General features: G+C 40.4%; 10 protein-coding genes. 2 read left to right on the forward strand and 8 right to left on the reverse strand.

All coding sequences use genetic code 11. The annotated features are described in order from the left end of the window. The first annotated feature begins 65 nt into the window (after window positions 1–65). Window positions 66–734 carry a 16S rRNA (cytidine(1402)-2'-O)-methyltransferase gene (gene rsmI, locus BST97_RS10340; RefSeq protein WP_085767162.1) on the forward strand — a complete coding sequence of 223 codons (669 nt, stop codon included), beginning with the start codon at window positions 66–68 and terminating at the stop codon, window positions 732–734. 7 nt (window positions 735–741) lie between these two features. Here rsmI and BST97_RS10345 read toward each other — a convergent pair whose 3' ends face one another. From BST97_RS10345 to BST97_RS10375, 7 genes are all read right to left on the reverse strand, one after another. Next, window positions 742–1,347 (reverse strand): thioredoxin family protein, encoded by a 606-nt coding sequence (locus tag BST97_RS10345; protein ID WP_085767163.1) that lies wholly within the window; start codon window positions 1,345–1,347, stop codon window positions 742–744. 214 nt (window positions 1,348–1,561) lie between these two features. Further along, the gene (locus BST97_RS10350) at window positions 1,562–2,098 is read right to left on the reverse strand and encodes a lipid-binding SYLF domain-containing protein (RefSeq protein ID WP_085767164.1); all 537 of its coding nucleotides are present in this window, start codon (window positions 2,096–2,098) and stop codon (window positions 1,562–1,564) included. Between the two features lie 184 nt (window positions 2,099–2,282). Beyond that, on the reverse strand, window positions 2,283–3,161 hold the full coding sequence (locus tag BST97_RS10355; protein ID WP_085768226.1) for an alpha/beta hydrolase family protein: 879 nt from the start codon (window positions 3,159–3,161) through the stop codon (window positions 2,283–2,285). A gap of 274 nt (window positions 3,162–3,435) precedes the next feature. Beyond that, entirely contained in the window at window positions 3,436–6,195 is a 2,760-nt protein-coding gene (locus tag BST97_RS10360) for a PD-(D/E)XK nuclease family protein (protein ID WP_085767165.1), read from the reverse strand. An 84-nt stretch (window positions 6,196–6,279) separates the two neighbouring features. Continuing rightward, on the reverse strand, window positions 6,280–8,142 hold the full coding sequence (locus BST97_RS10365; protein ID WP_085767166.1) for an OmpA family protein: 1,863 nt from the start codon (window positions 8,140–8,142) through the stop codon (window positions 6,280–6,282). Between the two features lie 18 nt (window positions 8,143–8,160). Next, the gene (locus tag BST97_RS10370; RefSeq protein ID WP_085767167.1) at window positions 8,161–9,066 is read right to left on the reverse strand and encodes a PorP/SprF family type IX secretion system membrane protein; all 906 of its coding nucleotides are present in this window, start codon (window positions 9,064–9,066) and stop codon (window positions 8,161–8,163) included. Window positions 9,067–9,263: 197 nt separating this feature from the next. Then, complete coding sequence (locus BST97_RS10375) at window positions 9,264–10,208, reverse strand: endonuclease/exonuclease/phosphatase family protein (RefSeq protein WP_085767168.1); 945 nt, start codon at window positions 10,206–10,208, stop codon at window positions 9,264–9,266. Between the two features lie 199 nt (window positions 10,209–10,407). On the opposite strand from BST97_RS10375, the gene BST97_RS10380 reads away from it, so the two are divergent. Further along, window positions 10,408–11,139: an alpha/beta fold hydrolase gene (locus BST97_RS10380; RefSeq protein WP_085767169.1), complete on the forward strand. Its 732-nt coding sequence runs from the start codon at window positions 10,408–10,410 to the stop codon at window positions 11,137–11,139. Here BST97_RS10380 and thiL read toward each other — a convergent pair. Beyond that, a complete protein-coding gene (thiL, locus tag BST97_RS10385; protein ID WP_085767170.1) occupies window positions 11,120–12,172 on the reverse strand; it encodes a thiamine-phosphate kinase in 1,053 nt (350 codons plus the stop codon). The two genes, BST97_RS10380 and thiL, sit on opposite strands and share 20 nt — an antisense overlap. Window positions 12,173–12,329 lie beyond the last annotated feature (157 nt).

Here is a 12,329-nt window from a genome sequence, read left to right on the forward strand (position 1 = left end):
TGTTGACCTATAGAAAACGACCACTTTCCGTACAGAACAAATTATCTTTGTTTTAAAGCGACTCCATGAAACTCTACCTCGTCCCCACACCCATCGGTAATCTTGCAGATATGACCTACCGCGCGGTAACTACGCTTATGGAGGTAGAGCTCATACTGGCCGAGGATACGCGCAACAGCGCGAAGCTCTTACAACACTACGAGATCCAGACGCCCATGCTATCGTACCACATGCACAACGAGCATAAAATAAGCGACTCCATTGTCCAGCGTATTCTAAATGGAGAAACCATGGCACTCATCACAGATGCCGGATCACCAGGAATAAGTGATCCTGGGTTTTTGCTTTCGCGAAAGCTTCTAGAACACAACATCGCGATAGAGGCGCTTCCTGGCGCCACGGCTTTTGTGCCAGCACTGACTGTGTCAGGTTTACCTTGCGATAAGTTCGTTTTTGAAGGATTCCTTCCCGTCAAAAAGGGTCGAAAGAAAAGGCTGGATTTTCTTAAGGAAGAACCACGATCTATGGTGTTTTATGAGTCGCCACACAAGCTGCTCAAAACTTTAAAAGATTTCCAAGACACCTTTGGCGCTGACCGACATATTAGCATTTCGAGAGAAATTACCAAAATGTTTGAAGAGCATTTCAGAGGCTCTATAGCTGAAGCAATCTCACATTTTAATGCAAAAAAGCCCAAAGGTGAGTTTGTTATTACGCTTCAGGGATTGACTTAGAAAATCGTTATTGAATCGATTTGATCACCGCAATCATATCTTTTTCAATAGTCTTTCCTTTATCTTTATTGTACCATTTTTGAAGCTCTTGTTTGAATTCTGGTGACAAAGCTCCTTTAGCAGCCTTTTCATCGGCAACCATTTGCGTGGCTGTGGAGGGTCGAGGTCCCCAAGATGCGATAGGCTCAAAACTCTCTGAATTGTAAATGATCAATTTTGCAATGGACTTGCTTCCGTTAGTCAAAAACTCGTTCATCAGAGCTTCATTTTCATCCCTTAGAACCAGCTTCAAATCGATCGAACCAGCCTCAGCAATTTTATTGAGAACGGGAATCACATGAGCCGCATCTCCACACCAGCTTTCAGTAATTACCAAGAAAGAAAAGTTAGGCGATAAACTTTCTAAAAAATCTTGCGTTTCAGGCGACAGCTCTACTTTCTTATCCAGTCGTTTCATACGCTGGTGGTTGAGTGCCGTGTAATTTGCTAGCGCTTCAGTCACCTCAGCGCCCGTATTTGAATTATTCAGCACGTGACCTTCTACAAGAGCTCGGTATTGTGAGTATGGAATGGCATCTTTAAGTGCTTCTTTAATAATGTTCTCTATCTTCATATTACAAAGATAGTTTGCAAGATAAATTGGTTCCTGTAACAAAAATCACAAAGTCAAATTATTGTTTCAGGTGATTACTTCTAATCTCAGAATCTACATGGGGCACAAAGGGGGAGGCCAAAAATGAATCACCAATTATTTGAGTGATCACTAACCATCTAAATCAAAAAAACCGGTGCAAAACACCGGCTTGATAAAAATTTATAAAGGCATATTAGTCTTCAAAAGCCTCATAGCTGAACTTCTGCCCTCCAACGCTCGCATCAGCCATGATACCTGCTTTCGGTTTAGCAAAAACAGCCACACCGTCTTTATATTTAGCATTCACCGCTTTTCCTGATTTCAAAACAACGGCAGAAACTCCAGCAGCAAATTCAAAATTCCCGTCTTTAAAGTTTTTCAGGCTTTCCTCATCCTCAAAGAAGATAACTTCCATGATCGCTTGACCACCAGCCTGCAAACCGACGCTCAATTTCTTGAGTCCAGCTTTTCCAATTGCCACACCATTTTCATAAACGATCCCATTTCCTGATGCTCCACCTATGATCAGACCACCTTTACCTACATTTGGGAAAATGACATATCCTGCTGAATCATCAAAAAACGGAACCAGTTTCTCATACGACGCTATCAATTCTGATTTGGCCTCAGCAGCGTCCTTCGTCAACTCCTGTTCTTTTTCTGTCTGTGCAAATGCTGTTACTCCGATCATCATCAGTAACATCAAGCTTACTTTTTTCATTCGTTTCATAGTTTTTCAATTTTCTTTTGCCCAAAACTAGAATTGTATTTAGGGATTCCCTCTCAAGGAAGTAGTAAAGTTCTCTTTATAAAATGCGAAAGATTATCTATCACATTACCGATCGAATATTTCCCTAAACTTAATGGTGAAACGGTCGAGCAGTCTTAGATTTTGAATGCTGATATTTGCGATGTCAAGCGTCAATAAAATTCAACACACACTGCACCACCTGTCTTAAGTCAGCGGGTAAATGATCTTTATCCCAAGGGTGCGATGCTCCAAAAACATGGTCAGTGCCCCTTAAAATTCTCAGTTCGCTTTTAAGGCTTGCTGCCTTTAAATCATGAGAATCTTGTACTGCTACTGTGGGGTCTGCATCGCCATGAATGATGAGATGAGGTACTTTAAGGTTTCTCGCAGCTTTGATGATATTTAGCTGATCGCTGTTCCTTTGAAAATCTTCATAAAATTGATAGTAAAGCGGCATTTCTTGCTGCGTGCGGCCATTTTTAATGTAATACACACCGTTTTGCTTCCATTTTTGCAACTCTTCCCCTTGCGGAAATCGCTGGTCATAATGTGCCACAGAAGCCATGGTGACTAATCTCGTCACGCGATGATCTTTTGAAGCAACTATTGTCGCTATCCCGCCGGCACGAGAATGACCGATTAACGTAATATCGTTGGTTGCTGGCAAATCAGATTGTTTCAACCAATCCAGCACTCTTTTTGTATCCCGCAATTCAATGCTGTAGTTGTTATTCCCGAATGCCTCGAGATCTGGAAAATCAATAGGTTGCTCTTTAGTGCCGCCATTGTGCGAATAATTGAATTTTATGAAAAGATATCCCGCTTTCCCTTCGACTCCGTGGTCATTGAGCGGAGTCGAAATGCTCAGGGATCGCGCGAAAGCGAGACCCATCAGATCCCATGCTCCCCAATCTTTAAATCCTTTGAAACCATGACAGAAAATAATCACAGGCAGATTTTCAGAAGTTTCCTGATATAAAGTGTCAATTAAAATGGGCCGACCATTTTCTCCCTCTATCTCTATATTTCTAGTAACATTCATTTTCATTTAATTTTTTAATTTTTATGTCAGTTCGAGTTTGTGAAATTCGACGACAGGAGAATTTCACAAGTATCGAGAACCAACTTAATCGAAAACTTCAATACTTCTCGATACAGTTCAAAGCCTGCTTAGGGCAGACTTTGATCCACTCGAAGTGACAATATCCGAATTTATCTCTGTCAGTTCGAGTTTGTGAAATTCGACGACAGGAGGATTTCACAAGTATCGAGAACCGAAACGATCTAGAAATCAGTACTTCTCGAAGAGACAGTTGTCAAACCTCTTTTTCTTCAAGAGGCTTTTCAGGATCAAAAAGTTCTATCAACAAGTTTTGCAACTGCTCTTGAAATTTCTCAAGAATATCACGTGTCACGGGCTCATCATGATATCTATTCTTATGTTTTAACGAAAAGGACAAAAAACCACTCTGAAAATTCTTGAAGCTGATCATCCCTGCCGTCACCTCATCTTGATCTGGTTCATTCGTTAAATAAAGATAAGAGTACATAAGAATCTGGAAAGCCTTGGACTTACCATAATCTTCAAGCAATAAATCATACCCACCTGGATCCAGACCTAAGTTCCCTTTCTCAACCTTACCTGATTTATAGTCGATAATACGAAGCACACCATCTAGTTTATCAATACGATCTACGGTACCGTGTAGTTTAACAACACCTATTTGTGACACTTCAATTTGAGTGGATAGATGGCGTTCTGTACTCAAAATGATCAGCTCTCGACCTTCTTTTACCAGATCGTGGTCCATTGTGATCATTTTGGAAAGAAACGAATCTGAAACCTCATAGATAATACGGTTACGACCTGTAAGCTTTCCCTTAGATGGATAGATCTTTTTATAAGCGAGATCAAGCTCAGCCTTTTTGCGCTGTCGCATCTCTTTGAAATCATTTTCACGAAGCGGTTTATTTAGATGCTGTGCGTAAAGTTTATCCAAAGCCTCGTGAATGATAGACCCCATAGTGTTCAACGCCATATTTTCTTCGACTTCTTCAACTTCGTTGATGCTGAGAATCTTTTGCCTATAAAAATCCAGCGGATTGCGCACATAGCTGGTGAGCGCGCTGGGACTAAAACCCTTCTGAGCAATGTCTTCTAATCTGGTAAAATAGGCTGGGGTTTTATTGAGCGTTATCAATTCAGAAGTAATGGCTTCATTTTTATAAATGTAATTGACTTCCTTAATTTCATGTGCCGTATCCTGTCCTGTAATCAATTGGGTCAAAAACCTGCTTTTTTCTGAAGAACCCAAGCCACCAGTTTCTGTATTATAAATAAATGTGGCATTTTCTGATCGATGAAGCAACCTATAAAAGTGATAGGCATAAACGCTGTCCTTATCTGAATAGGTAGGCAGACCAAAACGCTTTTTCATATCAAAAGGAATGTATGAAGCCGTGCTTTTTCCCGCAGGCAAGGTTCCCTCATTAACGGAAAGCATGATCTGATTTTTATAATCCAGCGCTCTGGTTTCCAGCAGACCCATGATCTGGAGCCCTTTGACGGGTTCTCCTATAAAATCAAGTTTTTTAAGAGGAAGCAACTGCCTAAACACAAAGCTCAAGATGCGCACATCTTCAATCTTGTGTCCGGACTGCAGTAAGTTTTCAACGCCTCCCAAAACTTCTCTTAAACCCTGCAATTGCTCAAGCTCTAAGGAGCGATTACCTTCTTTAAAATAGAGCTCCTTTAACTCAAGTATCATGTTCTCTAAAGTCTCAAGAATAGATGGTATATCGTTTTTAGTTTTTAATACGTTGAAGAGCGCATTCCCTTCATTCAGCTCCAAGTCTTCAGGCGTTACGTAAACTAGGTTGCCTTTTCTGATCTGTGCCTTGTAATTCTTTTTATCTTTTTCAATAAGAGAATGAGTATATGGAGATTCTAGAAACCGAATGAAACTTTTGAAGTAAAAACCTGCTTCATTTTTCTCTACGATGAGCTTTATAAAGTCTAAAACAAATGCTGCAATGGGCAACTTATCCAAACTCACACCCATGGTTACGTTATAAGCGGGAATGTTGTCAGGAAGTGATGTGAGCAAAGGCAGTAACAAATTTTCATCGGCTAGGACGACGATTGTATTCTCAATTTCTTCGGGTGGTAATTCAGCAAGTTTTCTAGCAGCGACTTGAACCATACCTATAGTTCCATTTATACCAGCGATCTCAATTTTTTTAGGCACTTCAAACTGATTAGAAACCATGTTTAGAGGGTTGTTTTTATAGTATTTCCAATTCTTTTTGAATGAAGAAATAAATTTTCCCGCGTCGTGATACGGTCGGTTCAAAAAATAATCATCTGTATCCCAATAAATGAGAGCTTTCTGATCCTTTAGCAATTGCTGGATGATCTCTGATTCTGCTGTATTTAAAGCATTTAAACCGAAAAACACTATCGGGTATTCATTAAAAACAGTGTTTAGTTCCCTGGGAAGTTGGCTTGAATTTGATAGGTTTTCATAAGCCATGCGATAAGCCAGGCCTTGATAGAGCGTGCCTTTTGTGAGGCAGCTTTCGCGAAAGCGAGAATAATACCCACCCAGTCTTTTCCAAAATTTTAAATAACTAGAAATCATGGTTGTGGGCTCACCACCTAGCGACCAGTGCCAATCTTCCAATTCTTTAACGTTACCTAGATAGTTGAAGAAATCATCAGGAGCAACCAGATAGCGATCCAATTCATTAAAATCCTTGATAATGGTAGGTGCCCAACCTAAGAAATCGTCGTAAGTTACCTGTTCGTCTTGAGGCTGTACTTCTAGATAACTTTCATAAAATAAAGGCATCAAATCCAGGTCAGGAACAATTTCCATACCTGAAAGCTCAGCGATAAATTCTTCCACACTATAGATCGCCGGCAGAAAAATGGGCTTGGAAATCATCGTTGCCAGTGCTTTTGTCAAGAAGGTCGCCACCCTGCGCGAGGGTACGACATAAGTAAGCCGGGTTACGTCTAGATTATTTTGGTTTAAGTCGTTAAGAACTTGGCTGATGAAAGAGTTGTCGGTCATTGATTAGAAACTAATGACCTTAAATATAAGACAGAAAAAACCCACCGCTACGGGTGGGTTTCTTAAAAGATATGTTGAGAAATATTATTTCAACTTGAATGTGAATTCAGATCTACGAGAAGCTTGGTACTGCTCTTCTGTACAGTCATTGTTAGCACAGTCAAATACTGAATTTTCCTCACCGCGGCCTACTCCGTTCAACCTAGAAGCGTCAATACCTTGTTCTGTAAGGTACTTCACGATCGATTGAGCTCTACGCTCAGTAAGGTCTAAGTTATATTCCTTGCTACCACGTACATCAGCATAAGCCTCTGCTGTAAGTTGCATGTTAGAATATTGCTTCAACAAGTCTGCAATCTTGTCCAGTTCAAGTGCGGCATCTGGACGTATGTTGTCTTTGTCAAAGTCAAATAAGATATTTTCTAGAACGATTTTAGGTAGTGCAGGCTCGATAGGTGTCAACATAACTTCTACCATTGCATCACCATTCTTCATTACGTCAAGTTGAGCCTCTCCGCTTTCAAACTTCACTTTTGTACCTCGTGCGGTAATCATTTGTTCTCCTACGATCATAAACATAGCCTGACCATCTTCATCTGCTGTCTGGCTAGGCATGCTGTTGCCTTCTGAATCGGCCACGCTTAGAATAGCCGCTGGAATAGGCTCTCCAGTTTCAGCATTTATAGCTACCACAGTAACCTCGATTTCAGGAATGATTTTCTTAAGGGTATAGATATCATCACTTCCTTTTCCACCTTCACGGTTTGATGAGAAATAACCTTTATCATTTTCTACGTCATAAGTGTAGGCTATATCATCAAGATTTGAATTTACAGGCGCACCTAAATTAGACACTACGCCATCTTTATACATGAAGATATCCATACCACCTATTCCTAAGTGACCGTTACTTGAGAAGTAGAGTGTTCCATCATCTGCAATAAATGGGAAGCTATCTTTCCCAGAAGTGTTTACTTCAGGCCCTAAGTTTTCTGGTTCATAAATGATTCCGTCAACAAGTGTAGCCTTATAAATATCTGACTCACCGTAACCTCCTGGTGCCTCGCTGGCAAAGTAGATGGTTTTACCATCTTTAGAAATGGAAGGGTGACCCACACTGTACTCTTTAGAATCTAATTCTGTAACTTGGATATCTCTCCACTCGCCATTAGCATTCAAGGCACGATAGATGTTCAATTTACTCTGACCGTCTTTTGCTTTATTGAAATCACCATCAAAGTAATCTACTCTAGTAAAAAACATGAAACGCTGATCAGGAGTCATATCTAGTGTACCTTCATGGTATTTAGTGTTGACATCACCTTTCAAAAGCTGTGGTTCTCCTAAGCTATCATTTTCTTGAATCTGAACTTCGTAAATATCTAAATATGGCTGCTCGTTCCAGCCGTATTTTTTACGCTCTTGGTTACGAGCACTTGAAAAGTAGACCTTGTCACCGATGATTATGGAAGCAAAATCACTAGCCTCAGAGTTAATATCAAAAGTCACTGCCTCGTATCCAGGCTCCATACTCAAGATATCGTCGATGTAATTTTTGTTAGATAAATACAATTTTGCACGTTTATCGTCTGGAGCCGTAGCAGCAAATTGATCCATGATCGTATTTGAAGTATCATATTTTTGATTAGACTTCAAAGTTTGTGCATAGCGGTACAAAGTTTCTGCATCAGAATTTTCCTTTACTGCACGTGCGTAATATTGTTCAGCACTTTTATAGTCGCTATTGTAGTAGTATGAGTTTGCAAGATTTGTGTAAACGTGTTGTGTACGCTCCCCTCGCTCTATCAATTTTTCATACTCTTCAGCGGCATCTACATAACGTAATTGAGAGTATAGCCTATCTGCTTTTTTAGTCGATTTGCTTTGTGCGTTCAAGCTACCTACAGTAGCAATCAAAGCAAAAATTAAAACATATATTTTTTTCATGATGGAAGTGCTGTATTATTAGAAGAATCGTGGAGATTGCATAACCTTACGTGGGAATGAAAGATCGAAGCTTAAGAAAACCTCATGAGAGCTTTGAGACGCAAACGAGATGTCAGAAACTACACGGTCATAAGCATAGCCCATTCTGATATTCCTCGTGAGGTAAAAGCCTATCAAACCACTGAATGAGTCTTCATAACGATATGAAACACCCAGTTCAACTCTTTGACTGAACAGAAAGTTTGTATTAAGATCAAAACTTACAGGTGATTCAAAGGCACCTTTCACTAAGAAGTGAGGTTTAAACTTGACACTTTCTGAAAGGTCAAAAACATATCCACCAGTAAGGAAATAATGCTGTGTTTCATTACCGATGTTTCTACCATTGTCATCTAGGTGAGTTGCGTTAAGCATATTAGGTACAGAAAATCCTACATAGTAATTATCACTGTAGAAAAAAGCACCAGCTCCTAGATTCAAACTATTCTCACTAAAGGTTTCATTCAACGGATCGCTAGGCTCTAGCAATTGAACATCCCCTAGTTGATAGAAGCTTACCCCTGCCTTTAAACCCAGGGCAAGCGTGGTAGATTTACCTGTTCTCAATCGATAAGAAAAATCTCCGTAGACATTTTGCTCTTTAAATGGTCCTAATTGATCTGATATAAAAGACAATCCTACACCCACATTTTCTCCAATGGGGCTACTACCCGCAAGAGTGAAGGTCTCTGGAGCACCATTTACACCAGACCACTGCTGGCGATAGAGTGAAGTTACTGTGAGTAGATCATTAGTCCCTGCATAGGCAGGATTGATCACATTTTGATTGTACATGTACTGGGTATACTGAGGGTCTTGCTGCGCTTGCATCGTAAGCGAGCCCACCAGCATTGCCGCCACTACTGAGAGTAAAAGTTTTTTCATCCTCAAAATCGGGATTAAGGGGTTAATTACATAGTCAACTTACATTTTAAACCTATTATCAAGTTCAGGGAATAAAAGTTTGAACAAGGATAACAACTTTCTTAAAAATAAGCTAAACAATCTTTGATTATTTCATAGCAGTTTTCTTAAAAGATCTTAAATTTTACCACATTGACATCGATACTTTCAATCAACCCTCAGTTTCTGCGCAAGATCATATAGACCGGAAAATGATCGCTATAGCCGCCTTTATACCTGTTTCCTACAAAAGTGCGGGCAGGTTGACCGCGATAGCGACCTTTCCACTGACGCAGCGTAATATCGTCAAAAATGTTTGCTTTGTAAAAATACAGATGATCGGGATTATCATTTTCAAGACCAGCAGATATGAGAATCTGATCAAATAGATACCATTTGAATTTATGGCTGACTGTTCCACGACGTAAATTTTTTAAAGATTGCGTTACATTTTTGAAACCCGCAGCACATAATTCTTGTAGACTCTCATCTTCTGGCTCGTCATTAAAGTCTCCCATGATCACCGTCTGTCCCTGTGCAGCGGTTGTAGAAATTTTTTGCAGCAACTGGCGGGCTACTTCTACCCGTTTTGAATTAGTACAATCTGCTCCGTCGCGTCTTGACGGCCAGTGATTGACGTAAATATTTATAGAAAATCCCGCCAAAGCACCTCTTACATATAAAATGTCCCTGGTAGTGTCCTTTACACCTCTGTCATCTTCTAGGTAAACATGCAGAGCTTCTGACCGCTCGACCTTGAAATAGCGTCTATCATAAAGTAATGCCGTATCGATTCCGCGCTCATCGGGACTGTCGTAATGCACATATCCGTAATCTCGCCCCTTAAATGCGGGCTGCCTCAACAAGTCTTCTATCACATTATTGTTTTCAACCTCTGCAACGCCTATAATGTGAGGCAGTCTACCTATTTCATTATAGCCTATTTTTCCTATGGCTCTCGCCATGCGATCTAGCTTTTTACTGTATCGGGAGCGAGTCCACTGCAGCCTACCATCTTCGGTAAAATCTGCATCCAGTATGCGCTTGTTGCGTGTGTAATCAAAGAGATTCTCTAAATTATAAAACGCAAGGGTGTATTGCTCAAAAGCCTGTGAACTCAGCATAAATGTTTAAGATTGGAATAGAGCACCACAATATATAATAGAACTGTTATTCAGTAGTTGTTTTCTCAAATTACTTAATACTCACGCGCATAATTGCCTTGAATCAAGATACATTTGCTATTGAGTTGGTTTTTGATTTTTACGCTTTCGCGAAAGCGTACTTAATTCAAACCCTTTTCAAAAAACTGAAATTTCTACAATGAACCGTCCATTAGTTGTTTTAATTCACGGATTTCTAGGCAGTGCGCACCAATGGGATGTGATTGGGGACGAACTCTCTAATCATTTTGAGGTGGTAAGATATGAGCTACCCGGTCACGGCAATCGCTTTGCTGAAGTTTTTGAATACTCTATTGAAGATCTTGCCGATGAAGTTTACGCAAAAATTGAAAACCACCTCTCAGAATCTATTCATGTAATAGGCCATAGCATGGGTGGCTATATTGCCGCGGCACTCACGGGTCGACATCCAGAAGTCCTCTCAAACACTGTTTTAATCAATAGTATCACCGGTCCAGATTCATCAGTTAGGATTAAAAATCGCAATAGATCATTACGTATGATCGATCGTTATCACAAAGCATTTGTAAGTATGGCGATCAGTAATTTGTTCAATGCTAGTGAACATAATAGTCACTCTGAATCGATCGAATTAATGAAAAATCAGGCTGCCCAAATTCCCGAAACAGCCGTCAGAAATGCCATCATAGCTATGCGGGATCGCAAAGGCTGCACAAATGAATGGCCAGACTCTATACGATTAACGTATATTTTTAGCAAAAACGATCCTATCATCGATGACGAGATCATTTCAAATGAGGCTCGATTTTTAAACGCAGATCTTCATGAGCTCGATTCTGGACACATGGGAATCATAACCCACCCGAAACAAATCATTGAGATTTTAAAACCTATTCTCCAGTTTCATTAAAACTGTTCCAGCCCAGAGCCTTGATTTCTACTTGCTCACCACCGCGCGTCACGAGATGCATACCGCTCGAGGCAGGCAATGCATGACCTATGACGGTTAGGTTGGGATTGCCTTTGATCTTTTCATAATCGTTTTGAGAAATGGTGAAGAGCAGTTCATAATCCTCACCACCACTTAAAGCAATAGTCGTGCTGTCCAGATTAAATTCTTCACACGCATTGATCACCGTGGGATCTAGAGGGATCTTCTCTTCATAAATAGTCATTCCCACCTCTGAACTTTTACATAAATGTATGATCTCAGAGCTCAAACCGTCTGAAAGATCAATCATAGCGGTAGGTTTAACATCGAGTTTCCTGAGCAACTCTGGTATATCCTTACGAGCTTCAGGCTTGAGTTGACGCTCAATAAGGTAAGTGTAAGCCTCGATGTCTGGCTGGTTTTGAGGATTTTCTTTAAAAACCGCTTTTTCTCTTTCTAGGATCTGCAATCCCATGTAAGCAGCGCCCAGATCTCCAGAAACCACGAGTAGATCGCCATCCTGAACTCCTGATCTTTTAGCGATGTCTTCCTTCTTTTGCTCGCCCAGTGCGGTTATAGAAATTATGAGACCAGAAGTAGACGCTGTGGTGTCTCCACCTATCAAGTCCACCCCATAAATCTTACAAGCCAGTTTCACACCCTCATACAACTCCTGAACTGCTTCTACAGGAAATCTATTAGAAATTGCGATAGAAACGGTAATCTGTTTTGCAACGGCGTTCATGGCATAAACGTCAGATAGATTTACGATGACCGCCTTATAACCTAAATGTTTGAGAGGTACATAGCTCAAATCAAAGTGTACGCCTTCCACCAGCATATCAGTGGTGATCACGGTGGCCTCGTTATGATGGATCACTGCAGCGTCATCACCTATGCCCGTAAGTGTACTTTCATTACCGATCTCAAGGTTTTGGGTAATATGGTCGATCAGCCCAAATTCTCCCAATTGCTCCACGGGAGTGCGTTGTGGATTTTTGTCTTCTATCATACTGCAAAAATAAAAGTCTTAGGGCGCACTCTCTTTAAAATCAAGCCAAGAAAATAGTATTGCAGTGATCTATAACTAAATACAATATACTCATTTAAGAATACCATTAATCAATCGACTAAGCCCTAAGCTGTATTGTATATTTGTATTTATTCAA

It is taken from the genome of Nonlabens spongiae (genome assembly GCF_002117125.1).
Classification (GTDB): domain Bacteria; phylum Bacteroidota; class Bacteroidia; order Flavobacteriales; family Flavobacteriaceae; genus Nonlabens; species Nonlabens spongiae.